This window comes from Paracoccus sp. T5, from assembly GCF_048538155.2.
Taxonomy (GTDB): domain Bacteria; phylum Pseudomonadota; class Alphaproteobacteria; order Rhodobacterales; family Rhodobacteraceae; genus Paracoccus.
Map to the genome: position 1 here is coordinate 299,015 of NZ_CM135809.1, position 23,961 is coordinate 322,975.

The window sequence follows — 23,961 nt, forward strand, 5'->3', positions numbered from 1 at the left end:
GGCAATGGCAAGCTGGCAGGCGAAACACCGCGATCCCCTGTTCGACCAGAACACCCAGGCCGCATTGGAGCGGCGGGGCAAGGAGCTGCTGGGCGCGGGACTGATCCTGCTGGGCGTCATGGTGTCGATGATGCTGGGCAGCTGGTCGTCTGACGATCCCAGCTTCCTCTCGGCCACCGATGCACCGGCGCAGAACATGCTGGGCAGCTTTGGCGCCTATGTCGCTTCTCCGCTGATGATGATCGCGGGATACGGGTCCTGGATGCTGGTCGTCGCGGCCTGGGCCTGGGGCCTGCGCCTGATGCTGCATCGGGGCGAGGAGCGCCTGATGCGCGGCATCTTCACGCCCATCGCGGTGGCGCTGGTGTCGGTCTATGCCAGCACGATGATGCCGGGGCCGGACTGGCAGCAGACCTATGGCCTGGGCGGCCATTTCGGCGACATGATCATGGGCGCGATGCTGAACCTGCTGCCGATGAAGGCGCAGCTGGGCATCCGCATCGCCGCGCTGCTGGTTGCGGTGGCGGTCGTGGCCGTGGGCGCCTTTGTCCTGGGCTTCAGCCGGGACGAGCTGGTCGGGCTGTGGCGCCGCTTCAAGGGCGGATTGTCCACCGCGATGCACCTGTCGCTGCGCGGCGCGGACGGTGCCGTACGACTGTCGCAGCGACTGCGCAAGCGGGGCGGGACCCCGTCCGAGGATGCCCCTGCCGCGGCGGCGGCGGGACGGTCGCGCCGCAAGGCCGCCGCTCCGGCCTTTGAGCTGGAAGAGGAGATGCCCGAGCCCGAGCTGATCGAGCGCGATTCGGACTATGACGGCGACGGCCCCTCCGAGGAGGAGGTGCGCGGCCGCATCAGCGACGCGATCCGCAGCAATGCCGCCAAGACCTCGGTCCTGAAGATCGTGGCCTCGCGGCTGGCCCGCGACCACGGCACGGCGCGCCCCGAAGCCGAGGATGCCGATGGAGAGCCGGCCGATCTGCGGCCCTCCGGCGCCGAGATGCAGCGCCCGATCGTGGCGCCCGCGCGCAAGGCCGAAGCCGCGCGCAGCACGCGTGCCGAAGCCGAACCCGCGCCCCGGTTCCAGGAGAGCGGCCCGGCCTATGAACGCCCGCCGCTGGCGCTGCTGTCGGCGCCGTCGGACAGCGACGTGGTCCCGGTGTCGAACGAGGCGCTGATGGAAAACGCCCGCATGCTGGAGGCGGTGCTGGACGATTACGGCGTCAAGGGCCAGATCACCGAGGTCCGCCCCGGCCCGGTCGTCACGCTTTATGAACTAGAGCCCGCGCCGGGCCTGAAGGCCAGCCGCGTGATCGGCCTTGCCGACGACATCGCCCGGTCCATGTCGGCGCTGTCCGCGCGCGTCAGCACCGTTCCAGGCCGCACCGTCATCGGCATCGAGCTGCCCAATGCGCGGCGCGAAAAGGTGCTGCTGCGCGAGATCTTTGCCTCCCGCGCCTTCGGCGACGGCACGCAGCCGCTGCCTTTGGCCTTGGGCAAGGATATCGGCGGCGACCCGGTCGTGGCAAACCTGGCCAAGATGCCCCACCTGCTGATCGCGGGCACCACCGGGTCGGGCAAGTCGGTCGCGATCAACACGATGATCCTGAGCCTGCTCTACAAGCTGACGCCGGACGAATGCCGGCTGATCATGATCGACCCCAAGATGCTGGAACTGTCGGTCTATGACGGCATCCCGCACCTGCTGTCCCCGGTCGTCACCGACCCCAAGAAGGCCGTCGTCGCGCTGAAATGGGTCGTCGGAGAGATGGAGGACCGCTATCGCAAGATGTCCAAGATGGGCGTGCGCAACATCGAGGGTTACAACGGCCGCGTCACCGAGGCCCTGAAGAAGGGCGAGATGTTCAAGCGGACCGTCCAGACCGGGTTCGACGAGGATACCGGCGACGCGATCTGGGAAACCGAGGAGTTCCAGCCCGAGACCTTCCCCTATATTGTCGTGGTCGTCGACGAGATGGCTGACCTGATGATGGTCGCGGGCAAGGAGATCGAGGCCTGCATCCAGCGTCTGGCGCAGATGGCGCGGGCCTCGGGCATCCACCTGATCATGGCAACGCAGCGCCCGTCCGTCGATGTCATCACCGGCACGATCAAGGCGAACTTTCCCACGCGGGTCAGTTTCCAGGTCACCTCGAAGATCGACAGCCGCACCATCCTGGGCGAGCAGGGCGCCGAGCAGCTGCTGGGACAGGGCGACATGCTCTACATGGGCAACGGTGCGCGCATCACCCGAATCCACGGCCCCTTCGTCAGTGACGAGGAGGTCGAGGAGATCGTGAACCACCTGAAGTCCTTTGGCCCGCCCAGCTACAAGTCCGGCGTGGTCGAGGGGGTCGAGGACGACAAGGCCGACGATATCGACGCGGTTCTGGGCCTTGGGGGCGGCGAGGGCGGCGATGATGCGCTTTATGACCAGGCGGTGATGATCGTGGCGCGGGACCGCAAATGTTCGACCTCGTATATCCAGCGCAAGCTGGCGATCGGCTATAACAAGGCTGCGCGGCTGGTCGAGCAGATGGAAGAGCAGGGCGTCGTCAGCGCGGCCAACCATGTCGGCAAGCGCGAGGTTCTGGTTCCTGAGGTCTGAGGGCCCCGACATGACCGTCTGGAACATCCATTTCCTGAACGCCCGCCACGCCCTGACCGGCGACATGGCCCAGATCCGCACCACCTCCCGCGAGGCCGTGGCGCAGGTCGGGCAGCTGGTGACGCTGCCGCCTTTCGACCTGGTGATCCGGGCGGAAACGGGCGGCGGGATCCCCGACCGCGGCGTGGGCGGTCGCGCCCCGATGCCGGGGCTGGTCGAGGTGACGGTCAGTCCGGGCCGCTTTACCGAGGACCACCTGACACGGGTGCTGGTCCGCGAGATGCACCACCTGCTGCGGTGGGAGGGGCCGGGATACGGCCGATCCCTGGGCGAGGTGCTGGTCAGCGAAGGGCTGGCCGGTCATTTCGTGACGCAGGTGCTGGGTGGCGAACCCGATCCTTGGGATGCGGCCCGTCCCACCGCGGGCTGCCTGCGCCAGGCGGGCAACCTGTGGGCGCGGCGCGACTTCGACTTTGCCGAATGGTTCCACGGGCGCGGCAAGATCCGCAAATGGACCGGCTATGGCATCGGCCACCGGCTGATCGCCGAGCATCTGGCGCAGGAGCCGGCGCAGGACGCGGCGCGCCTGGCCTGGATGCCCGCGGACATGTTCCGCCCCGCCCTGCGTCGGCTGCTGGCGGCCGACGGGCTGGAGGCGGAGGACGAGGGGGAGGAAGAGGTGGCCGACGCGGCAGGGCCTGAGGCTGCGGTTGCACCGGGCGAAGCTGGGGAACCGGCGCCCGAGGCCCCTGGGAGTATCTGACCAGAAGACGCGCCCGTCAGCTGGCGCGGCGCCCCAAGGCGAAGAACAGGCCCAGGACGAGGCCCGTTGCGGCGCCGCCCAGATGCGCCTCCCATGCGATCGAAGGGAGCAGCAGGGTCAGCGCGATGTTGAGCCCGAGGATCAGCGCCACGGCGCGCACCAGCGGCGCGGTCGACCTTTGCCGGCGGCGAAGCGTGATCGTCGCATGGCCGACCAGGGCCGCGGCAAGGCCGAAGACGGCCCCCGACGCCCCGACCATCGGCCCCGCCTGCGGCTGCATGAGTGCGAACAGGACGGCGCCGCCCACTTGGCTGGCCACATAGATCGCCGCCATCCGTGCGGCACCCACCATGCGGTTCAGCTCGCGCGCCACGGCGGCCAGCGAGATCATGTTCATCGCCAGATGCAGCAATCCGCCATGCAGAAGGCCGTAGGTCAGGAACATCGCGATGCCCTGGCCGGGATAAAGGCCCGGCCCGTCCAGGAACAGCGGCGACCAGAAGCCGCCCAGCATGAAGGCGGCCTGTCGCGCGATCGGATAGCCCAGAAGGCCCGCAAGCAGCAGGCCACCCTCGATCAGGCAACAGAGGAGGATCAGGCCCCGCACCCACAGCGGCAGGATCGCCGGGACCAGTTGCCGGGCCGAGACGCGGGGGATCGCGACGGGGCGGCTGTCCTCAGTCATCGGCCCTGATCTGGCGGGCCTCGTCGATCAGCATGATCGGGATGCCGGACCGGATGGGGAAGGCGAGGCCCGCGGCGCGGGACACCAGTTCCTGGCGCGCCGCGTCGTAGCTGAGGGTGGTGTGGGTCACCGGGCAGACCAGCGCCTCGAGCATGTGGCGGTCGAAGGTCGGGGCGGCGGGTTCGGTCATTGCATGCGTTCCTCGTTCTCGCCGCCATGCAGCGCGAATTCGATAAGCCCGACCAGCAGCTCGCGCCGGTCGGACAGGGAGGGGGATTCCAGCAGCGCCTGCTTGTCGCCCGCCGAAAAGGGCAGCATCATCGACAGCGAGTTGATCAGCAGTTCGTCCTCGGCCTTGGCCGCGGCCTCCCAGTCGGTCGAGAGATCCTGCGTTTCCATGTAGCGCGACAGCAGCGCGAAAAGCGCATCGCGATCAAGGCCCGCGTCATGTTCGGGGCCCCCACGGTCACGCGCGAAGGAGGACCAGTCCACCTGCCCCTGCAGATAGGGAGAGAACCCCTCGGTCACCTCCTGCAGCCGAAAGCGCGACACGGCGCCGAGCGAGATCATCATCCGCCCGTCGCCGGTTTCCGAAAACGCCACCACCCGCCCGGCGCAGCCGATGGCCGCCAGGCCGTCCGTTTCGGGCTGGATCATGCCGATCAGGCGGTGGTCGGTCTTCAGCGTGTCCTCCAGCATCTGCAGGTAGCGCGGCTCGAAGATGTGCAGGGGCATGCGCGAACGTGGCATCAGGACCGCCCCCGGCAGCGGGAACAGGGCGAGGCGGTCCGGAAGTTCGAAGCGAAGGGCCATCGATCAGGCGAAGATCAGCGAGGACAGGCGGCGCCGGCCCTTCTGGCCGACCGGGTCGTTGGGCTTGAGGCTGTCGAAGATCGTGATCAGCTGCGCCTTGGCCGCGCTGTCGTTCCAGTCGCGGTCGCGGCGGAAGCTGTCCAGAAGGACGTCGACCGCTTCCTCGACCCGGCCCGCTGCGTGCAGGGCCTGCGCATATTCCAGCCGGGCCTGCTGGTCGGCGGGGTCGGCCTCGACGCGGGCCTGCAGGTCGCCGATGGGACCGGCGCTTTCGGCCTGCTGGGCCAGCTGCAGCTGGGCGCGAGCGGCCTCCACCGGGCCGGCATGGGTCAGGGGCTGCGGAACCTGCTGCAGGGTCGAGGCGGCCGCGGCCTGGTCGCCCGCCGCCAGATGCGCGCGGATCAGGCCGCCCCAGGCCTCGGGGCTGTCGGGCAGCTCGCCGATGATGGCGGTGAAGGTCTCGATCGCGTCGGCGGCCTCTCCGTCCTCGATCATCTGCTCGGCCGCGGCCAGCGCATCGCCCAGCCCGCCGTCATCGCCCGACATCGCCGCCAGCTTGTCCACGAACTGCTTGATCTGGCTTTGCGGCAGCGCGCCCTGGAAGGCATCGACGGGCTGGCCCTTGTAGAAGGCATAGACCGTCGGCACCGACTGCACGCGCAGCTGGCTGGCGATCATCTGGTTCTGGTCCACGTCGACCTTGGCCATGCGGACGCGGCCCTTGTGGCGGGCCACCTCGGCCTCCAGCGCAGGCCCCAGCGTCTTGCAGGGGCCGCACCAGGGCGCCCAGAAATCGACGATGACGGGCACCTCCATCGAGGCCTCGACGACCTCGGTCATGAAATCGGCCTCGGTCACGTCCTTGATGAAGTCGGCGGTCTTGGGCGCGGCGGCCCCCTCGAAAAGCATGGTCATGTCGTCCTCGGATCGTTCAGTCGATGCTGTCGCCTTCAATATGGGGCGTCTGGCCAGCAAGCAAAAGCCCCGATGCGCCCCAAGGATGCGCCTAGAGGTCGAAGCTGGCCAGCACCGGCACATGGTCGCTGGGCTGCTCCCAGCCCCGGCAGGGGCGCAGGATGCGGCTGGCATGGGCGGCATAGGCGATGTCGGCGCTGGCCCAGATATGGTCCAGCCGGCGGCCCTTGTCGGCGGCGGCCCAATCCTTGGCGCGATAGCTCCACCAGCTGTAGAGCAGCCCGGAGGGGATGTCCTGGCGCGTCACGTCCACCCATCCGCCGGCATCCTGGGCGGCCAGAAGGTGGTCGACCTCGACGGGCGTGTGGCTGATGATCTTGAGCATCTGCTTGTGCGACCAGACGTCCTCTTCATGCGGGGCGATGTTCAGGTCGCCCACCAGGATCGACTTCTGCGGCCGGTCGGCGTGAAAGACGTCGCGCATCTCGGCCACGAAATCCAGCTTCTGCCCGAACTTCTCGTTCACCGTCCGGTCCGGGACATCGCCGCCCGCGGGGACGTACATGTTGTGGATGACGACGCCGTTCTCCAGCCGGGCCGAGACGTGGCGCGCATGGCCCAGGCGCGCATAGTCGCGGTCGCCCGCATCCTCCAGCGGCAGGCGCGACAGGATGGCCACGCCGTTATAGCCCTTTTGCCCGCGCGCCACGACATGGGTATAGCCAAGGTCGCGGAAGGCGGTCAGCGGGATCTTGTCCACGGGCGACTTGCATTCCTGCAGGCAGAGGATGTCGGGCGATTCCTCCCTCAGAAAGCGGGCGACCAGCCCTTCGCGCAGGCGGACCGAGTTGATGTTCCAGGTGGCGATGGTGAACATGGGGGTCTCCTTTGGGCGCGGACCCTAATGGCGGGGGCCGGGCCTGTCGAGGCGCAGGCTTGCCATATGGGCCGCGGGCGTTATGCAAGGGGAAAGGGCGCGGAGGATCGGGATGAAACTGACCATCGACGAGGCGCTGACGCGCGGCGGCACGGGGCCTTTCCAGTGGCGGCTGCTGGGCATCTTCGGGCTGGTCTGGGCGGCGGACGCGATGCAGGTCATCGCCGTGGGCTTTGCCGCCCCCTCGGTCGCGGCCAGCTTTGGGCTGGAGCGGGTGACCGCGCTGCAGATCGGCACGGTGTTCTTTCTGGGCATGTTCGTGGGCGCGTTCCTGTTCGGCCGCGTGGCCGACCGGATCGGGCGGAAATGGGTGCTGATCGGCACGGTGGCGATGGATGCGGTCTTTGGCCTTGCCTCGGTCATGGCCGGGGACTTCACCTGGCTGCTGGTGCTGCGCTTCCTGACCGGGGTGGCGGTGGGCGGCACGCTGCCCGTCGATTACGCGATGATGGCGGAATTCCTGCCGCCGAAGAACCGCGGCCGCTGGCTGGTCTGGCTGGAGGGGTTCTGGGCCATCGGCACCATCGTCGTGGCCCTGACGGCCTGGGCCGCGGCATCCTGGGGGGCTTCGGCGCCCTGGCGCTGGATCTTTCTGGTGGCGGCGCTGCCGGCGCTGATCGGCTTTGTGCTGCGCTTCTGGATCCCTGAATCGCCCATGTACCTGGTCCGCAAGGGCCGCCAGGCCGAGGCGCGCGCCGTGATTGACCGCGTGCTGGCGGTGAACGGGGCCCAGCCCCTGCCCAGCCAGGCCCATCTGCGTCCGGCGCCGGTGCCGGCGGGGGCGGCGGTCTCGATCCTCTCGGCGCCGCTGCGGCGCGCCACCCTGGGGGTCCTTGCGGTGTGGTTCCTGGTGTCGCTGTCTTATTACGGCGTCTTTGTCTGGGTGCCGGGCCAGCTGGCGACCGAGGGCTTTGGCTTCGTGCGCGGCTATGGGTTCTTGGTGATCCTGGCCTTGGCGCAGGTGCCGGGCTATGCGCTGGCCGCCTGGGGGGTCGAGGCCCTGGGCCGGCGCCCGACGCTGGCGGCCTTCCTGCTGCTGTCGGCGGCGGGCTGCGGGCTGTTCGCGGTGGCCAGCGGCCCCGTCCTCGTCGCCACCGCCCTCATCGTGATGAGCTTTGCGCTGCTGGGCAGCTGGGGCGCACTGTACGCCTTTACCCCCGAGCTTTACCCCACCCACCTGCGCGGCACCGGCATGGGCACCGCCAGCGCCATGGCGCGCCTGGGCGGCATCCTGGCCCCCAGCCTGCTGGCGGTGGTCTTTGCCCAGGGCTTCGGCCTGGCGATCGGCAGCTTTGCCCTGCTGCTGGTCCTGGCCGCTGCGGCGCTGATGCTGATCCCGATCGAGACGCGCGACCGCGCCATCGGCTGACTGCGAAACAAGGCGGCGAAACAAGGCGGCGGAACAAGGCGGGCCGGCGGTCCGTTGCCCCGTCACATCACGGAAAGGAAGCGACATGGGCCAACTGGTCAACGGCGTCTGGAAGGACACGTGGTACGACACCGACAGCACGGGCGGCGAATTTCAGCGCGACACCTCCAAATTCCGCAACTGGGTCACGGCGGACGGCAGCCCCGGCCCGACCGGAGAGGGCGGTTTTCAGGCGGAAAGCGGGCGCTATCACCTCTATGTCAGCCATGCCTGCCCTTGGGCGCATCGCACGATGATCTTCCGCGCCCTGAAGGGGCTTCAGGATCACATCGGGGTTTCGGTCGTGCATCCCGAGATGCTGAAGGAAGGGTGGGAATTCCGCACCGATTTCGACGGCGCCACCGGCGACCGGCAGTTCGGCCTGGACTATCTGCGGCAGGTCTATCTGAAGGCCAGGCCCGATGCCTCCGGGCGGGTGACGGTTCCGGTCCTGTGGGACAGCCAAACCGGGCAGATCGTGTCGAACGAAAGCGCCGACATCATCCGCATGTTCAACAGCGCCTTTGACGGCATCACCGGCAACACGGACGATTACTGGACCAAGGCCCTGCGCGACCGGATCGAGGAGGTCAACGCCCGCATCTATGACACCGTCAACAACGGCGTCTACAAGGCCGGCTTTGCGACCTCGCAGGCGGCCTATGACAAGGGGGTCGTGCCGCTTTTCGAGAGCCTGGACTGGATCGAGGGGCTGCTGTCCGGGCACCGTTACCTGACCGGCGACCGGATCACCGAGGCGGACTGGCGGCTGTTCACCACGATCCTGCGCTTTGACCCGGTCTATCACACCCATTTCAAGTGCAACCGCCGTCGCGTGGTGGATTACCCCAACCTCTGGGCCTGGGCGCGCGAGCTGTATCAATGGCCCGGCGTGGCGGAGACCGTGCATCCCGACCACTATATCCGGCACTATTACTTCAGCCACGACATGATCAACCCGAACCGGATCATTCCCATCGGCCCGGAGGAGGACTGGACCGTGCCGCACGGCCGGGGCTGACGAAAAAAACCCCGGCGCGGGGAAACGCCGGGGTCATCAGAGAGGGAGGGTGTGGCCGCATCCACCGACCACTGGGCTTCGGGGGCCTAACGTCCGGCCTCCGCCCCGGTTCCGCGTTTCGGCGGCATGCGCCAAAACTTGCCAAGGCGGTCAGGCGACCAGTCGATAGCCGCCCGATTCCGTCACCAGCAGCCGGGCGTTCGAGGGGTCGGGCTCGATCTTCTGGCGCAGGCGGTAGATGTGGGTTTCCAGCGTGTGGGTGGTGACGCCGGCATTGTATCCCCAGACCTCGTGCAGCAGCACGTCGCGCGGCACGACACCGTCCTGGGCGCGATAAAGGAACTTGAGGATGTTGGTTTCCTTCTCGGTCAGGCGGATCTTGCGGTCCTTCTGGTCGATCAGCATCTTCATCGCCGGCTTGAACGTATAGGGCCCCAGCTGAAAGATCGCGTCCTCGGACTGTTCATGCGTGCGAAGCTGGGCGCGAAGCCGGGCCAGCAGGACCGGGAACTTGAAGGGCTTGGTCACGTAATCGTTGGCGCCCGCGTCCAGCCCCAGGATCGTGTCGGCATCGGTGTCGTGGCCGGTCAGCATGACGATGGGGCATTTCACGTTCAGCTTGCGCAGCTTCTTGCACAGCTCGCGCCCGTCGGTGTCGGGCAGGCCCACATCCAGAACCACAAGGTCGAAGATCGCATTCTTGGTGGCCTCGACCGCCTCGGCGCCGCTTCCCGCCTCGGTCACGTCAAAGTCGTCGGTCGCGACCAGCTGTTCGGCCAAGGCCTCGCGCAGGTCTTCCTCGTCGTCGACCAGCAGGATTTTTTTCAGTCCGGCCATGGTTGCCTCCTTTTGCTTCTTGGGCAATCAGTGGGGACGTCGGCGCAACCCGTCCAGCGACATGTCGAAAATCTCACATGGAGTTGTCAGGATCGCGCGCTATGTTTCAGACTGTTTCAAAATTGCGTGGCCCCATGAGCCTGATCCCGACACTTGCCGAAACCATCGCCCGCGCCCGTGCCGACCTGCGCATGGGCTTGCCCGTCATCCTGGGCGATCATCTTGCGGCCGCGATCGAGACGCTGTCGCCCGCGCGCCTGGCTGATCTGCGCCAGCTGGGAGAGCCGGTCCTGGCGCTGACCGCGCGGCGGGCCGAGACGCTGAAGGCGCGGGTCTATGACGAGGGGCTGGCGCGGGTGCTGCTGCCGCGGGATGCGGACCTGGCCTGGCTGCGTGCCTTGGCCGATCCGGCCGACGACCTGCGCATGCCGATGAAGGGGCCGCTCTCCAGCGCGCGCGGGGGCGACGCGGCCCCCCATCGCGCCGCCCTGGCGCTGGCGAAATCGGCCGAGCTGCTGCCGGCGATGCTGCTGGTGCCGGTGCCTGCCGTGCCGCCCGGCCTGACCCGGCTGGCCCCGGGCCCGCTGATCGCGCAGCTGGCGGCCGAGAATGCCTTGGCCCCGGTCGCGGCCGCGCGGCTGCCGCTGTTGTCGGCCGAACATTCCCGGCTGCACATCTTTCGCCCCGACGACGGCGGCACCGAACATTACGCCATCGAGATCGGCGATCCGCCGCGCGACCAGCCGGTGCTGGCCCGGCTGCATTCGGCCTGCTTCACCGGCGACGTGCTGGGCAGCCTGAAATGCGACTGCGGCCCGCAGCTGAACGCGGCCCTGGCGGCGATGGGGCAGGCGGGGGCCGGCGTGCTGCTCTATCTGAACCAGGAGGGGCGGGGGATCGGGCTGGCGAACAAGATGCGCGCCTATGACCTGCAGAACCAGGGTTTCGACACGGTCGAGGCCAACCACAGGCTGGGCTTCGAGGATGACGAGCGCGATTTCCGCATCGGTGCCGCGCTGCTGCGGCGCCTGGGCTTTGGCGCGGTGCGGCTGATGACCAACAACCCGCGCAAGGTGGCGATGATGGAGGACCATGGCATTGCGGTGCCCGAGCGCGTGCCCCTGATCGTGCCCCGCAACCGGCACAACACCGGCTATCTGGACATCAAGGCGATCAAGTCGGGCCATCTGCTGTGAGCACGGCCGACATGGTCCTGACGCCGCTGGGGCTGCGGTTTCGTGGTCGGCTTTTCCCTTGCAGCATCGGCAGGGCCGGGATCAGCACCGCCAAGCGCGAAGGGGACCACGCGACGCCTGCGGGGATCCACCGCATCACCGGGCTGTGGTATCGGCCCGACCGGCTGCCCCGCCCGGCACCTTGGGCGCGGGCCATCGGGCCTGCGGACCTGTGGTGCGACGATCCGGCGCATCCGGCCTATAACCACCATGCGCGGGCGCCCCTGGCGGCCAGCCACGAGCGTCTGCGCCGCGCCGATCCGCTGTACGACCTGGTCCTGACGACGGACTGGAACTGGCCGCGGGCCGCGCCCGGCGCCGGGTCGGCCATCTTCCTGCACCAGTGGCGCCGCCCGCGCTTTGGCACCGAAGGCTGCATCGCCTTTGCGCGCCCGCATCTTTGGTGGATCGCGCGCCACGCGCGGCCGGGCACGCGGCTGATCGTGCCGGAGATGGCGGGCCGGCGCTAACCCACGTCAGGCATAGGTCCGGGCGCCAAAGATCGCGGAACCCACGCGGACATGGGTGGCGCCCTCCGCAATGGCGGTTTCGAAATCGGCGCTCATCCCCATCGACAGGCCCGGCAGGCCGTGATCCTGCGCCAGGCGTCGCAGCAGGCGGAAATGCGGCACCGGATCCGCGCCCTCGGGCGGGATGCACATCAGCCCCTCGGGAGACAGGCCAAGTTCGGTGCAGGAACGCAGGAAGCCCGGCAGCTCATCCGCCAGGATGCCGGCCTTCTGCGGCTCGTCCCCGGTGTTCACCTGCACGAACAGCTGCGGCCTGCGGCCCTGCTCGTCGATCTGCTGAGCCAGCTTGCGCGCCAGGGTCATGCGGTCCAGCGTGTGGATCGCGTCGAACAGTGCCACCGCCGCGCGGGTCTTGTTCGATTGCAGCGGCCCGATCATGTGGACCGAGACGCTGGGAAAGCGGTCCCGCCAGCCGGGCCATTTTTCCTGCGCCTCCTGAACATAGTTCTCGCCAAAGACGCAGTGTCCGGTGGCCAGGACAGCCTCGACCCGTTCGGCGGGTTGCACCTTGCTGACCGCGATCAGCGTGACGCTGCCGGGGCTGCGCCCGGCGGCCTGTTCTGCCGCGGCGATGCGGCGCTTGATGTCATCCAGTCCCATGCGGCCACCTGACAAAAAGAAAAGAGCGGGCGCAAGGCCCGCTCTCTCAATTCAGACTTGATCGCAAGGATCAGAAGTCGAAGCGCAGACCGAAGTCGCCGCGGACTTCTTCGGAATAGCCACGCTCCAGCGAGCCGGCCAGGTAGGCGCCGCCCAGGTCGTACTTGGCGCCGATGCCGAACGCGTTGTCGGTCTCGTTGCCGTCGGCGTTGTTGTTGGCGATATAGGCGCTCAGCGTGGTCTGCGGAGCAACAACATAGTCACCGTACAGGACGATGGTCTTGCCGTTGTCGGAGCCATCGTCGCTGGTGCCGTTGTCGATCCAGTTCAGGCCGACGCCGTTCTCGGTGCCTGCCAGGGTGTAGTAGGCGCCCAGGAAGTACTGGTCGTTGCCGTCAACGCCGGCACCGTCCTTGACGGCGGCAGCCGACAGGGCGATGTTGTTCATCGCATAGTCGACCGAGACGCTGATCTCTTCGGTGGTGTCGCCCGAGGTCTGGTCGGGATCGACATAGGACATGCGGGCCTTCAGCGCGTCGACCGCATATTCCAGCGAGACGCCCTGACGGTTGCGGGTCGCGTTCTCGACCACCGTGACGCACTCGCGCTCTTCGTCATCCGTGCACTCGGTCAGCAGGGTGTCCGAGCCATAGGCTTTCGACGAATAGGCGAAGAAGGCGCCCGACGGGTTGCCGAACGAGCGGCTGATCAGGCCGACTTCCGATTCATACAGCAGGCCGGCGTTGTCGAACGCGGTGCCGACGTTGCCCACGGCAACGGTCAGGCCGCTGGCGGTGACATACAGCTGGCCCGGCGACAGCGCGGTGATGCCGGCATCGCCCTGGTCCCACTGCATGCGCACGCGGGCGCCGAAGTCGACGCCCTGGTCGGTCGAGGTCGTGCCATGGATGTTCATGCGGACGCGCGACGACATCTGCGTTTCCTGGTCGCGGGTGTCGTCATAGGTCATGGCGGTGCGGCCATAGCCCGAGATGGTCACGTCGGCAGCAGCCACGCCGGCCGACAGAACCAGCGCGGTGGAGGCGAAAAGTGCCTTTTTCATGGTGATGTTCCCTCTTGTCTCTCTGATGCCCAAGCCGGCGGTCCCGCCCTGGGTATGCATTTTGTTTCACCGTTTCGAACTTGTGATGCAACGGATTCAAGCGCGGCCTGTTTTCTTTACCCAATTCCGTGATGCACAAGGGCCACACCTGCCCTGAAGCCTGCTGCGACGCAGCGTGGACAGGCCCTTCTCCCTGCCCCAAAGCGCTTGTTTCAGCGGGTCGATCCGGGCTAATGCTGGCCCTGACCGAAAGAGCCCGGGGGATGGCATGGATACCGCACGCGCCGCGCGCCTTATGATCGTCACGACGCTTTGCGCGGGGCTGGCAGCCTGCGGAAACACCGCCTCGCGCAGCGGAGGAGAGGAGCCGTCGATCCTGACCGCCGCGGACGAGCGTCCCTCGGCGCGGGTCACCCGCATCCAGGACGTGCTGCGCAACTCGGAAAACCCGAACCAGACCGTCGGCGTCAACAAGTACCTGTGGAACGCCAGCCTGGAGGTCCTGAACTTCCTGCCGGTGCAGACGATCGATCCCTTCACCGGGGTGATCCAGACCGGCTATGGCACGCCTCCGGGCGGGGGGCGGTCCTATCGCGCGACGATCCAGATCAGCGACCCGGCCCTGGACGCGCGCAGCCTGCGCCTGTCGCTGCAGGGTCCGGGCGGCGGGGCGGTCGAACCCGGCACCGTCCGCGCGGTCGAGGATGCGATCCTGACCCGGGCCCGGCAGCTGCGCCTGCGCGACGGCCGCCTGTGACGCGGCGGGGCGGGGCACCCGTGGTGCCGACCGCCCCCTTGCCGGCCTCTGGACCCGCTGCGGCGGGGGGTATAAACCCGCCCGGCAACGAATGACGCCCGAGGTCCGACATGCCCTATGATCCCGCGACAAGCGAAGCCCGCTGGCAGAAGGCCTGGGCCGACGCCGGCACCTTCACCGCCATCCGCGACGAACGCCCGAAATACTATGTCCTGGAGATGTTCCCCTATCCCTCGGGGCGCATCCACATGGGCCATGTGCGCAACTACACGATGGGCGACGTGGTGGCGCGGTTCAAGCGCGCGCAGGGGTTTTCGGTGCTGCACCCGATGGGTTGGGACGCCTTCGGCATGCCCGCCGAGAACGCCGCGATGGAGCAGGGCGGGCATCCGCGCGACTGGACCTATGCCAATATCGCGACGATGCGTGACCAGCTGAAGCCCCTGGGCCTGTCCATCGACTGGAGCCGCGAATTCGCGACCTGCGACGACGCCTATGTGGCGCAGCAGCAGGCGCTGTTCCTGGACATGCTGGAGGCGGGCCTGATCACCCGCAAGTCGGCGCAGGTGAACTGGGACCCGGTCGACATGACCGTGCTGGCCAATGAACAGGTGATCGACGGCAAGGGCTGGCGGTCGGGCGCCACGGTCGAGCGGCGCGAACTGACGCAGTGGTTCTTCAAGATCAGCGATTACTCGGATGAGCTGCTGGAGGCGCTGGACGGGCTGAAGGGCTGGCCGGAAAAGGTGCGGCTGATGCAGGCCAACTGGATCGGCAAGTCGCGCGGGCTGCAGTTCCGGTTCGCCACCGTCGATGCCCCCGCAGGCCATGAGGCGATCGAGGTCTATACCACCCGTCCCGACACGCTGATGGGCGCCAGCTTCGTCGCGCTGTCGCCGGATCACCCGCTGGTCAAGGAGCTGGCCGAAAGCCACCCCGAGATCGAGGCCTTCCGCGAGGAGTGCCGCAAGATCGGCACCACCGAGGAGGCGATCGAGACCGCGCCTAAACTGGGCTTCGACACCGGCCTGACCGTCGCGCATCCGCTGGACCCGGACTGGCGCCTGCCGATCTGGATCGCGAATTTCGTGCTGATGGATTACGGCACCGGCGCGATCTTTGGCAGCCCGGCGCATGACGAGCGCGACCACGAATTCGCGCGCAAATACGACCTGCCGATCCGCGCGACCTTTGGCCAGCCCGGCATGACGCAGGAGCAGGCCGACGCGCTTGTGTCGGCCGCGCCCTTCGTGCCGGCCAAGTCTGAGACCGTGACCTATGTTCGCGGCTTCAGCGGGGCCGTCGACCAGACCGGCGAGGCCGCCGTGGACGCCGCCATCGCCCATGCGGAAGGCGCCGGCTATGGCGAGGGCGTGACCAAGTTCCGCCTGCGCGACTGGGGCATCTCGCGCCAGCGCTATTGGGGCTGCCCGATCCCGGTGGTGCATTGCGACGCCTGCGGCACGGTGCCCGAGGCGAAGGGGAACCTGCCGGTGCTGTTGCCGCAGGACGTGACCTTTGACGTGCCGGGCAACCCGCTGGACCGCCACCCGACCTGGCGCGAGGCCACCTGTCCGAAATGCGGGGGCGCGGCGCGTCGGGAAACCGACACGATGGACACCTTCGTGGACAGTTCCTGGTATTACGCGCGGTTCACGTCGCCGGGGGCGGAAACGCCCACGAGCCGCGCAGATGCGGATTACTGGATGAACGTGGACCAGTATATCGGCGGCATCGAGCACGCGATCCTGCACCTGCTCTATTCGCGCTTCTTTGCGCGCGCGATGGTGCAGACCGGGCATCTGCCCGAAAGCGCCAAGGAGCCCTTCGACGCGCTGTTCACCCAAGGCATGGTCACGCACGAGATCTACATGACCGAGGACGCGCGCGGGCGGCCGGTCTATCACCTGCCCGAGGACGTGACCGACGGCAGGCTGGCCGACGGCACACCGGTCCAGGTGATCCCTTCGGCCAAGATGTCCAAGTCCAAGAAGAACGTCGTCGATCCGGTCAATATCGTCGAAAGCTTTGGTGCCGACACGGCCCGCTGGTTCATGCTGTCCGACAGCCCGCCCGAGCGCGACGTGGAATGGACCGCCTCGGGGGCGGAGGCGGCGTCTAAGTTCCTGTCGCGGCTGTGGCGCCTGGCCGATGAGGCCCCGGCCGAGGGAAGCGACGACATTACCCTCACCCGCGCCGCCCATCGCGCCATCGCCGATGTCACCCGCGCCATCGAGGGCTTTGCCTTCAACAAGGCCGTGGCCAAGCTGTACGAGCTGGCCAATGCGGTAGGCAAGTCGCAGGCCGGGGGCGAGGCGCGCCGCGCCGTCCTGCGGATCATGGCGCAGTTGATGGCGCCGATGGTGCCGCACCTGGCCGAGGAGATCTGGGCCAGGTCCGGCGGCCAGGGGCTGGTGGTGGACGCCGCGTGGCCCCAGGCGGACCCGGCGATGCTGGAGGATGACAGCGTCACCCTGCCCATCCAGATCAACGGCAAGCGCCGGGCCGAAATCGCCGTTCCCAAGGACATGGCCAAGGAGCAGATCGAGGCGCTGGTTCTGGCCGACGAGACGGTGCAGCGTTTTCTGGAAGGTGCGGCGCCCAAGAAGCTGATCGTCGTGCCCGGACGGATCGTCAATGTGGTCGCCTGAGCGCCTGCCGCGCCGCGCCCTGCTGCTGGGGGTGCTGGCGCTGGCGGCCTGCGGGCTCAGCCCGGTCTATGGGCCGGGCGGCGGGGGGGGGCGGCTGTTCGGCCGGGTGCGGCCGCGCGATCCGGAAACGCCGATCGACTTCATCTTCAACCGACGCCTGGCTGAGAGGCTGGGGCCCGAGGATCGGGCCGAATACGACCTGGACTATCGCATCAACGCCGCGGTCGTCAGCCAGGCCATCACCCCGGACGAGGTGACGACCCGCTATTCCCTGAACGGCACGGCCGATTTCTCGCTGACCGGACCGGGCGGGCAGGTGGTGGCGCAGGGCCGGGTCAGCAGCTTTACCTCCTATTCAACGACCGGCACCACGATCTCGACCCTGGCGGCCGAGGGGGATGCGCGCGAACGCCTGGCGATGATGCTGGCCGATCAGGTGGTGACGCGGCTGCTGGCGGCTGCCACCGCCCTGCCGGAGTAGCGCCCGTGCTGCTGAAGGGGGGCGAGATCGCGCGCTATCTGGCGCGGCCCGACCCCTCGCGGCCGGGGCTGCTGATCTATGGCCAAGACGCGATGCGGGTGGCGCTGAAGCGCGCCGAGGCGGTGCGCGCGCTGGTCGGCGAAAAGGCCGACGAGGAGATGCGCCTGACCCGGATGGCCGGCGCGGGGCTGAAACGCGACCCGGCCCAGCTGGTCGACGCGGTGCGCGAGGTGGGCTTTTTTCCCGGCCCGCGCGCTGTGGTGGTCGAGGACACGCCCGACAGCGCGGCCGAGGCGATCCGCGCGGCGCTGACCGAATGGCGGCAGGGTGACGCGGTCGTGGTCGTGACGGCGGCTTCGCTGTCCAAGACCTCGGCCCTGCGCAAGCTGTTCGAGACGCATGGCCAGGCCGTGACGGCCCCGGTCTATGACGACCCGCCCGGCGAGGACGAGGTCGCCCGCTGGCTGGCCGAGGCCGGCCTGCGCGAGGTCCCGCGCGAGGCGATGCGCGAACTGATGCTGCTGGCCCGCGCGCTGGACCCGGGCGACCTGCGCCAGACGGTCGAGAAGATCGGCCTCTACAAGCACGGCGATCCCGCGCCGCTGACCGCCGAGGAGATCGCCCTGCTGGCCCCGGCCACGATCGAGGCGGATCTGGACGAGCTGATCCATGTCGTGGCCGAGCGCCGCGAAGGGGATTTCGGCCCGCTGATGCGGCGCATCGAGCAGCAGGGCATCGCGCCGGTGACGCTGTGCATTGCCGCGCTGCGCCATTTCCGCGCGCTGCACCTGGCGGCGGCCGATCCGGCCGGGCCGGGCGTGGCGTTGGCGCGGGCGCGGCCGCCGGTGTTCGGGCCGCGTCGCGACCGCATGGCGCGGCAGGCGCAAAGCTGGGGCATGGGGCCGCTGGAGGAGGCGGTGTCGCTGCTGCTGACGACGGACATGACGCTGCGCTCGACCAGCCGCGCGCCGCAGATGCCGCTGGTCGAACGCGCCCTGTTACGGCTGGCGATGAAGCCGCGGGGCCGACGGTGAGTGAACCGGTAGATGCGCCGGGGGTCGACGCGCTGGTGATCGGGGCAGGCCCGGCCGGTCTGATGGCGGCCGAGATGCTGATGGCGCCGGGCCGCAGGGTGATCGTGGCCGAGGCCATGCCCAGCCCGGCGCGCAAGTTCCTGATGGCGGGAAAGTCCGGCCTGAACCTGACGCGCGTTGAACCCCTGTCGGTGTTCCAGGCCCATCTTGCCGGTGGCGACCTGTCGGCCGAGCCGCGGGGCCACCTGCTGGAGGACGGTACGGGCGCCAGCTTCGGTCCGCCCGAGGTGATGGCCTGGGCCGAGGGCCTGGGGGTGGAGCTGTTCGCGGGCTCCACCGGGCGGGTCTTTCCATTGGGCATGAAGGCCTCCCCCCTGCTGCGGGCCTGGCTGGCGCGGCTGGCTGGCGGCGGGGTGGATCTGCGCCGCCGCTGGCGGTGGGTGGGGCTGGAGGACGGCGGGTTCCGGTTCGACACGCCGGAGGGGCACAGGCTGCTGCGCCCCGCGGTGACCGTGCTGGCCCTGGGCGGGGCAAGCTGGCCGCGGCTGGGGTCGGACGCGGCCTGGGTGCCGATCCTGGCGGGGGCGGGCGTGGAAGTGGCGCCTTTCCGCCCCGCCAACATGGGCTTTCGCGTCAGTTGGTCGGAGCCGATGCAGCGGTTTCTGGGAACACCGGTCAAGGGCACGGCCCTGGTCGTGGGCGACCGGGTCGGGCGGGGCGAATGGGTGATTTCCCGCGCGGGGATCGAGGGCGGCGGCATCTACGAGGTTGCGGCGGCAATCCGTGACGGCGCGGAGGCCCGCATCGACCTGGCCCCGGACCTCACTTCGGAGGCTTTGGCACGGCGTTTTGCGCAGCCGCGCGGCCGTCTGTCCCTGGGCAACTGGCTGCGCCGCGTGCTGGGCGATCCGGTCAAGGTCGCGCTGCTGCTGGAATGGGGCAGGCCCCTGCCGGAGGATCCGCAGGCCTGGGCCGCGCGCGCCAAGGCGCTTTCCCTGCGCCACAAAGGTCCGATGGGGCTGGAGCGGGCGATTTCGTCGGCGGGGGGCATCACCTCCCGCGCCCTGCATCCCGACCTGGAGCTGCGGGCGCTGCCCGGCGTCTTTGCCGCCGGAGAGATGCTGGACTGGGAGGCGCCGACCGGGGGCTATCTGCTGACCGGCTGCATGGCCACCGGGCGGCGTGCGGGACGGGCGGCGGCCGCGCGGCTCTCTGCGACCTGAGTCGCAAAAGCCCGGATCTTCGCGGACGAATCGGGCAAGGCCCGCTAGCCTGTTCCCCCAGGGGAGGAACCACCGCGGCCGGCCCTTTGTCGGCAGAAGAGGTTTCCGATGACGCACACGATCACCGACCTGACGCCCGAGGATCGGCGCCGGATCGACGACTTTCTGGCCCCCGCCGCCCAGGCCAGCGGGGGCCGGACCGATCCGCCGCAGCCGAACGCCGCGGCTCCCGCCCCGCCCCCCGCAGCCGGTCAGAGCGCCGCGGCCCGCCCATAGGCGGCGCGGCCGCGCATCCGGTCCAGATGCTCGGTCAGGCGCGGCTCGGTGATCGGAAAGCGCGCGATCAGGGCCCAGTCCAGGCAATGGCCCAGGATGATGTCCGGCACGGTCATCTGGTCGCCCATCAGGAAGGGGCCGTCCGCCATGCGATGGACCAGCGTCTTCTGGCTGGTTTCGAATTCCCACCGCAGCGTGTTCTTGATCGCGCTGAGGCGCAGCTCCTCGGGCAGGATGAAGCTGTGGCGGGCGGCCAGCCACAGCGCCGCGTCGAATTCGTCCAGCAGGAACTGGGTCAGGCTGTCCTGGCGGGCGCGGTCCAGGGTGCCGGCCTTGTGGGTCAGCTGGCCGTGCCGGTCGGCCAGATAGGTCAGGATCGCGGTCGAATCTGTGATCGGCGTGCCGTCATCGATCAGCACCGGCACCTTGCCCGTCGGGTTGAACTGCGCCACGCCCTCGCTGCGCGGATTGGCCGGGACATGCTGGTAGGTCAGGCCCAGCTCCTCCAGCATCCAAAGGACGCGGAAAGCCCGGGACTTGCCGGTTCCGATGACGCGATACATGTGCTGTTCCCCTCGATCTGCTGACGTCAGAGGACCCCAGCCCCTTTCCGGCGTCAAGCGATCAAGCGCGGCGGCAGGCCACCAGCTGCTGGCGATACATCTCGGATCGTTGCCCGACCTGTCCGGCCACGCGCATCAGCCAGGCCTTTTGCCGGTGGCTGCCGCGGGCAAATCCGCCGCGCCCCTCGTGATAGGCCAGATATTGCGAGCCGGCATCATGCATGGACAGGCCCAGCTGCTTCTGGCTGCCATCCATGTACCAGCCCATGAAATCCGTGGCGTCGCGGATGTTGTCGCGGCGCGCGCGCGAGTTCCTGGTGGCGCGCTGATATTCTTCCCAGGTGCCGTCGAGGGCCTGGGAATAGCCGAAGGCGCTGCTCTGCCGGCCGATCGGGATGACGCCCAAGGCATATTGATGCGGGGTCCGCGCATCGCCGATGAACTTTGATTCCTGGTACATCGTCGCCATCTGGACATGCACCGGCACGCCCCATTTGCGTTCGGTCTGGCGCATGGCCCGCAGATAGGCGGGACGTTCGGCCGCGATGGCGCATGCATTGTCCAGCTGACGCGGCGCGCTGTAGTTGCCGCCGCCGCAAGAGGCGACCAGCCCAACAATGGCCAGCTTCAGTAGCCTGTTCATTCTGCCCTCGTGCTGCTCGTTGTTCTGCTTTTCCGACGATATTACGGGAAATCACGCGGCAGTGAAATCACAAAGCCGGAAGAAGGGGCGGGACAAACCGCCCCGGGCCGGGGGATGGCGCAGCTTTGCCGACGGCCGGGCGGCTCAGTTGCTTTCGGGGCGAAGGAGGGCGTTCAGGGCATGCAGGTTTTCCGCCCCCGCCTCGCGGAGCAGCGTCTCCAGCGCGCGGTAATGCAGCAGCACCTTTTCCCCGGTGGGCGTGACGGTCGCGCCGCCGCCGCCTGCGCCGCCGCGGGCACTGTCGATCACCGGGTCGGCAAAAGCCATGTTCATCTCCTCGACCAAGGTCCAGGCGCGCTTGTAGCTCATCCCCATCTCGCGCGCGGCGGCCGAGATCGAGCCAAGCCGCGCGATACGGCTGAGCAGCTCGGCCTTGCCTGGCCCCAGGATCAGCGGGCTGTCGTATTCGAGGCGAAGCTTGATGCGCAGCCGGGGGGCGGTCGCGGTCTGGGTCATGCGGGGCCTCGTTTCGTTATTCCTGGCAAGCATAGCGCCGGATCGCGCGCTCTGCAATTTGTCCTGTGGGCCCGGCGCGTTTCGCCGCGTGCCGCCACGGAATCGGACGCGCGACTTGCGGGACGGGGCAGGCGGCCTATTCTGCCCCACGGCAAGAGGAGGCCCCCATGTCAGCATCTGAAATCGTCATCCTGTCCGGCGCCCGCACGGCGATCGGCACCTTTGGCGGCAGCCTGTCTGCCCTGCCGCCCATCGATCTGGCCAGCGCCGTCACCCGCGCCGCGCTGGAGCGCGCGCAGATCGCGCCGGACCGGATCGGCCAGGTGGTCTTTGGCCACGTCATCAACACCGAGCCGCGCGACATGTACCTGTCCCGCGTGGCGATGCTGGACGCCGGCATCCCCCACACCACCCCTGCGATGAACGTGAACCGGCTGTGCGGATCCGGCGCGCAGGCGATCGTGTCGGCCACGCAGGCGCTGCTGCTGGGGGATGCGGATTTCGCCGTTGCGGGAGGCGCCGAAAGCATGAGCCGGTCGCCCTATATCCTGCCCTCGGCCCGCTTCGGGGCCAAGATGGGCGACCAGGCGATGCTGGACATGATGACCGGGGCGCTGACCTGCCCGATGGGCACCGGCCACATGGGCGTTACAGCGGAGAACGTCGCCGCCGAACATGACATCAGCCGCGAGCAGCAGGACGAGTTCGCGATGGAATCGCAGCGCCGCGCGGCGGCCGCCATCGCCGCCGGGCATTTCCGCGACCAGATCGTCCCGATCGAGGTGAAGACCCGCAAGGGCACCGTCGCCTTCGACACCGACGAGCATCCCAAGGAGACCAGCCTGGACAAGCTGGCGGGCCTGAAGGCGGTCTTCCAGAAGGGTGGTTCCGTCACGGCGGGCAATGCCAGCGGCATCAACGACGGCGCGGCCGCCCTGGTGCTGGCGCGGTCCGAGGCGGCCGAGGCGGCCGGCCTGACCCCGCGCGCGCGCATCCTGGGCTATGCCGTGGCCGGCGTGCGCCCCGAGGTCATGGGCATCGGCCCCATCCCGGCGGTCGAGGCGCTGATGAAGCGCACCGGGCTGACGGTGGCGCAGTTCGACGTGATCGAATCGAACGAGGCCTTTGCCGCGCAGGCGCTGGCGGTGAACAAGGGGCTGGGGCTTGATCCGGCCCGGGTGAACCCGAACGGCGGCGCCATCGCCTTGGGCCACCCGGTCGGCGCGACCGGCGCGATCCTGACCGTCAAGGCGCTGCACGAGCTGGAGCGGACCGGCGGCCGCATCGGGCTGATCACCATGTGCATCGGGGGAGGGCAGGGCATCGCCATCGCCATCGAGCGGATCTGAATGGCGTCCGGCCGACGCTGTTCGGGCGTCGGCCGGACCTGAGCATCAACCGCCCGGTGCAGGCCCCGCCTGCCGACCTGCAGCGTTTTATGGCGAGTACCAAAACGGAAAAGGACGGCCGCGCGGCCGTCCTTTTTTCGTTGGAGCGCGGGGAAGAAGAACCCTGCGTCTCTAACTGGGGAACGGGCCGCCCCAAGAAGGCGACCCGCGAGATCCACGGAGATGGTCCGGTTAGGGATGGAAAGACATCCGGTCCCAACCAGGGTTTACGACCCTTGGGGCTGCCCTCAGGCCACGGCCCCCCTGAATGTTCCGACACCTCTCTCCACTATCACTCTCGACACTGGACCACCTCCTTTCAAAAGATTGCCGTTATAGGGAAATGGTGACACAGATCGAAATTCTGTCAATCAGCTTTTGTCCGACCCCCGCAACAAATTGCGGACAATCAGTCGGAAAGGCACAAGGGCCAGTAGGGCCAGACCAAGTTTGACCAGCCAGTCGGCAACTGCCAAGGAAACCCACAGGGCAGTGACCGGTCCCTGACCAAGCAGCGGAACGGGCTCTGCCGCCCAGCCTGTGTTGATGTCGGCAGGCAGGCCCGCCCAGAAGGCGATGGTGAAGAACAGCGCCGTGTCCAGGCCCGATCCGACCAGGGTCGAGGCCAGCGGCGCGCGCCACCAGCGGCCTTTCCGCAACGCGTCGAAGACGGCGACATCGGCCAGCTGCGCCACCAGGAAGGCCGCGCCCGACGCAATCGCGATTCGCAGCGTCGTGGCCTGCAGGCCGGCGGCGACCAGAGAACAGGCTAGGCCGGTGACGAAGCCCGCCAGTACGACCCCCCGCGCCGCCGCCGGCCCGTGGATGCGGTTCATGACATCGGTGACCAGAAAGGCCAGCGGATAGGTGAAGGCGCCCCAAGTCAGCCAGTCGCCGATCACGAACTGCACCAGGATGTTCGACGCCACGACGATGGCGGCCATGGCAAGGATGCCGGGCAGGAAGCGGGTCATCGGGGGGATTTTTCCGTTTTGCAAGGTTGCGGAAGAACTTGGC

Annotated in this window: 25 protein-coding genes; 13 read left to right on the top strand and 12 right to left on the bottom strand. The window is 68.5% G+C overall.

Annotation, left to right across the window (positions count from 1 at the left end; translation table 11 throughout):
• Nucleotides 1-4 precede the first annotated feature (4 nt).
• Nucleotides 5-2,605 carry a DNA translocase FtsK gene (locus ACNR9W_RS01485; RefSeq protein ID WP_419268809.1) on the top strand — a complete coding sequence of 867 codons (2,601 nt, stop codon included), beginning with the start codon at nucleotides 5-7 and terminating at the stop codon, nucleotides 2,603-2,605.
• 10 nt (nucleotides 2,606-2,615) lie between these two features.
• Complete coding sequence (locus ACNR9W_RS01490; protein ID WP_419268810.1) at nucleotides 2,616-3,368, top strand: DUF2268 domain-containing putative Zn-dependent protease; 753 nt, start codon at nucleotides 2,616-2,618, stop codon at nucleotides 3,366-3,368.
• Nucleotides 3,369-3,384: 16 nt separating this feature from the next.
• Here ACNR9W_RS01490 and ACNR9W_RS01495 read toward each other — a convergent pair whose 3' ends face one another.
• From ACNR9W_RS01495 to ACNR9W_RS01515, 5 genes are all read right to left on the bottom strand, one after another.
• Nucleotides 3,385-4,053: a rhomboid family intramembrane serine protease gene (locus ACNR9W_RS01495; protein WP_419268811.1), complete on the bottom strand. Its 669-nt coding sequence runs from the start codon at nucleotides 4,051-4,053 to the stop codon at nucleotides 3,385-3,387.
• On the bottom strand, nucleotides 4,046-4,243 hold the full coding sequence (locus tag ACNR9W_RS01500; RefSeq protein ID WP_419268812.1) for a Trm112 family protein: 198 nt from the start codon (nucleotides 4,241-4,243) through the stop codon (nucleotides 4,046-4,048). Before ACNR9W_RS01500 ends, ACNR9W_RS01495 begins: the two co-directional genes overlap by 8 nt.
• Entirely contained in the window at nucleotides 4,240-4,866 is a 627-nt protein-coding gene (locus ACNR9W_RS01505) for an LON peptidase substrate-binding domain-containing protein (protein ID WP_419268813.1), read from the bottom strand. Before ACNR9W_RS01505 ends, ACNR9W_RS01500 begins: the two co-directional genes overlap by 4 nt.
• 3 nt (nucleotides 4,867-4,869) lie before the next feature.
• On the bottom strand, nucleotides 4,870-5,775 hold the full coding sequence (trxA, locus tag ACNR9W_RS01510; protein WP_419268851.1) for a thioredoxin: 906 nt from the start codon (nucleotides 5,773-5,775) through the stop codon (nucleotides 4,870-4,872).
• Nucleotides 5,776-5,872: 97 nt separating this feature from the next.
• Nucleotides 5,873-6,658: an exodeoxyribonuclease III gene (locus ACNR9W_RS01515; protein WP_419268814.1), complete on the bottom strand. Its 786-nt coding sequence runs from the start codon at nucleotides 6,656-6,658 to the stop codon at nucleotides 5,873-5,875.
• Nucleotides 6,659-6,770: 112 nt separating this feature from the next.
• Here ACNR9W_RS01515 and ACNR9W_RS01520 point away from each other — a divergent pair, with 112 nt between their 5' ends.
• Entirely contained in the window at nucleotides 6,771-8,087 is a 1,317-nt protein-coding gene (locus ACNR9W_RS01520; protein WP_419268815.1) for an MFS transporter, read from the top strand.
• A gap of 85 nt (nucleotides 8,088-8,172) precedes the next feature.
• Nucleotides 8,173-9,147, top strand: a complete 975-nt coding sequence (locus ACNR9W_RS01525; RefSeq protein ID WP_419268816.1) for a glutathione S-transferase family protein — start codon at nucleotides 8,173-8,175, stop codon at nucleotides 9,145-9,147.
• A gap of 150 nt (nucleotides 9,148-9,297) precedes the next feature.
• Here the strand turns inward: ACNR9W_RS01525 and ACNR9W_RS01530 are convergent, their stop codons facing one another.
• A complete protein-coding gene (locus ACNR9W_RS01530; protein ID WP_419268817.1) occupies nucleotides 9,298-9,984 on the bottom strand; it encodes a response regulator transcription factor in 687 nt (228 codons plus the stop codon).
• Nucleotides 9,985-10,118: 134 nt separating this feature from the next.
• On the opposite strand from ACNR9W_RS01530, the gene ribA reads away from it, so the two are divergent.
• Nucleotides 10,119-11,180 (top strand): GTP cyclohydrolase II, encoded by a 1,062-nt coding sequence (ribA, locus tag ACNR9W_RS01535; RefSeq protein ID WP_419268818.1) that lies wholly within the window; start codon nucleotides 10,119-10,121, stop codon nucleotides 11,178-11,180.
• A complete protein-coding gene (locus tag ACNR9W_RS01540) occupies nucleotides 11,177-11,689 on the top strand; it encodes a L,D-transpeptidase family protein (protein ID WP_419268819.1) in 513 nt (170 codons plus the stop codon). Before ribA ends, ACNR9W_RS01540 begins: the two co-directional genes overlap by 4 nt.
• 6 nt (nucleotides 11,690-11,695) lie before the next feature.
• On the opposite strand, the gene ACNR9W_RS01545 is transcribed toward ACNR9W_RS01540, so the two are convergent.
• Together ACNR9W_RS01545 and ACNR9W_RS01550 are read right to left on the bottom strand one after the other, a co-directional pair.
• Nucleotides 11,696-12,349: a YggS family pyridoxal phosphate-dependent enzyme gene (locus ACNR9W_RS01545; protein ID WP_419268821.1), complete on the bottom strand. Its 654-nt coding sequence runs from the start codon at nucleotides 12,347-12,349 to the stop codon at nucleotides 11,696-11,698.
• Between the two features lie 70 nt (nucleotides 12,350-12,419).
• Entirely contained in the window at nucleotides 12,420-13,412 is a 993-nt protein-coding gene (locus ACNR9W_RS01550; RefSeq protein WP_419268822.1) for a porin, read from the bottom strand.
• A gap of 268 nt (nucleotides 13,413-13,680) precedes the next feature.
• Between ACNR9W_RS01550 and ACNR9W_RS01555 the strand changes: the two genes are divergently transcribed.
• From ACNR9W_RS01555 to ACNR9W_RS01580, 6 genes are all read left to right on the top strand, one after another.
• Nucleotides 13,681-14,169 carry a DUF3576 domain-containing protein gene (locus tag ACNR9W_RS01555; RefSeq protein ID WP_419268823.1) on the top strand — a complete coding sequence of 163 codons (489 nt, stop codon included), beginning with the start codon at nucleotides 13,681-13,683 and terminating at the stop codon, nucleotides 14,167-14,169.
• A gap of 110 nt (nucleotides 14,170-14,279) precedes the next feature.
• Complete coding sequence (leuS, locus tag ACNR9W_RS01560; RefSeq protein ID WP_419268824.1) at nucleotides 14,280-16,820, top strand: leucine--tRNA ligase; 2,541 nt, start codon at nucleotides 14,280-14,282, stop codon at nucleotides 16,818-16,820.
• Complete coding sequence (gene lptE / locus ACNR9W_RS01565; protein WP_419268825.1) at nucleotides 16,807-17,301, top strand: LPS assembly lipoprotein LptE; 495 nt, start codon at nucleotides 16,807-16,809, stop codon at nucleotides 17,299-17,301. Before leuS ends, lptE begins: the two co-directional genes overlap by 14 nt.
• Nucleotides 17,302-17,306: 5 nt before the next feature.
• Nucleotides 17,307-18,335, top strand: a complete 1,029-nt coding sequence (holA, locus tag ACNR9W_RS01570) for a DNA polymerase III subunit delta (protein ID WP_419268826.1) — start codon at nucleotides 17,307-17,309, stop codon at nucleotides 18,333-18,335.
• Nucleotides 18,336-18,397: 62 nt separating this feature from the next.
• Nucleotides 18,398-19,558, top strand: a complete 1,161-nt coding sequence (locus ACNR9W_RS01575) for a TIGR03862 family flavoprotein (protein WP_419268852.1) — start codon at nucleotides 18,398-18,400, stop codon at nucleotides 19,556-19,558.
• Between the two features lie 108 nt (nucleotides 19,559-19,666).
• Entirely contained in the window at nucleotides 19,667-19,834 is a 168-nt protein-coding gene (locus ACNR9W_RS01580; RefSeq protein WP_419268827.1) for a hypothetical protein, read from the top strand.
• Here the strand turns inward: ACNR9W_RS01580 and ACNR9W_RS01585 are convergent.
• From ACNR9W_RS01585 to ACNR9W_RS01595, 3 genes are all read right to left on the bottom strand, one after another.
• Nucleotides 19,810-20,397, bottom strand: coding sequence for a glutathione S-transferase family protein (locus ACNR9W_RS01585; RefSeq protein ID WP_419268828.1), 588 nt, complete (start codon nucleotides 20,395-20,397; stop codon nucleotides 19,810-19,812). The two genes, ACNR9W_RS01580 and ACNR9W_RS01585, sit on opposite strands and share 25 nt — an antisense overlap.
• A 61-nt stretch (nucleotides 20,398-20,458) precedes the next feature.
• Complete coding sequence (locus ACNR9W_RS01590) at nucleotides 20,459-21,040, bottom strand: transglycosylase SLT domain-containing protein (protein WP_419268829.1); 582 nt, start codon at nucleotides 21,038-21,040, stop codon at nucleotides 20,459-20,461.
• A 144-nt stretch (nucleotides 21,041-21,184) separates the two neighbouring features.
• Complete coding sequence (locus tag ACNR9W_RS01595; protein WP_419268830.1) at nucleotides 21,185-21,556, bottom strand: winged helix-turn-helix domain-containing protein; 372 nt, start codon at nucleotides 21,554-21,556, stop codon at nucleotides 21,185-21,187.
• 167 nt (nucleotides 21,557-21,723) lie between these two features.
• Between ACNR9W_RS01595 and ACNR9W_RS01600 the strand changes: the two genes are divergently transcribed.
• Nucleotides 21,724-22,905, top strand: coding sequence for an acetyl-CoA C-acyltransferase family protein (locus ACNR9W_RS01600; RefSeq protein ID WP_419268832.1), 1,182 nt, complete (start codon nucleotides 21,724-21,726; stop codon nucleotides 22,903-22,905).
• Between the two features lie 410 nt (nucleotides 22,906-23,315).
• On the opposite strand, the gene ACNR9W_RS01605 is transcribed toward ACNR9W_RS01600, so the two are convergent.
• A complete protein-coding gene (locus tag ACNR9W_RS01605; RefSeq protein WP_419268853.1) occupies nucleotides 23,316-23,918 on the bottom strand; it encodes a queuosine precursor transporter in 603 nt (200 codons plus the stop codon).
• Between the last annotated feature and the right edge of the window lie 43 nt (nucleotides 23,919-23,961).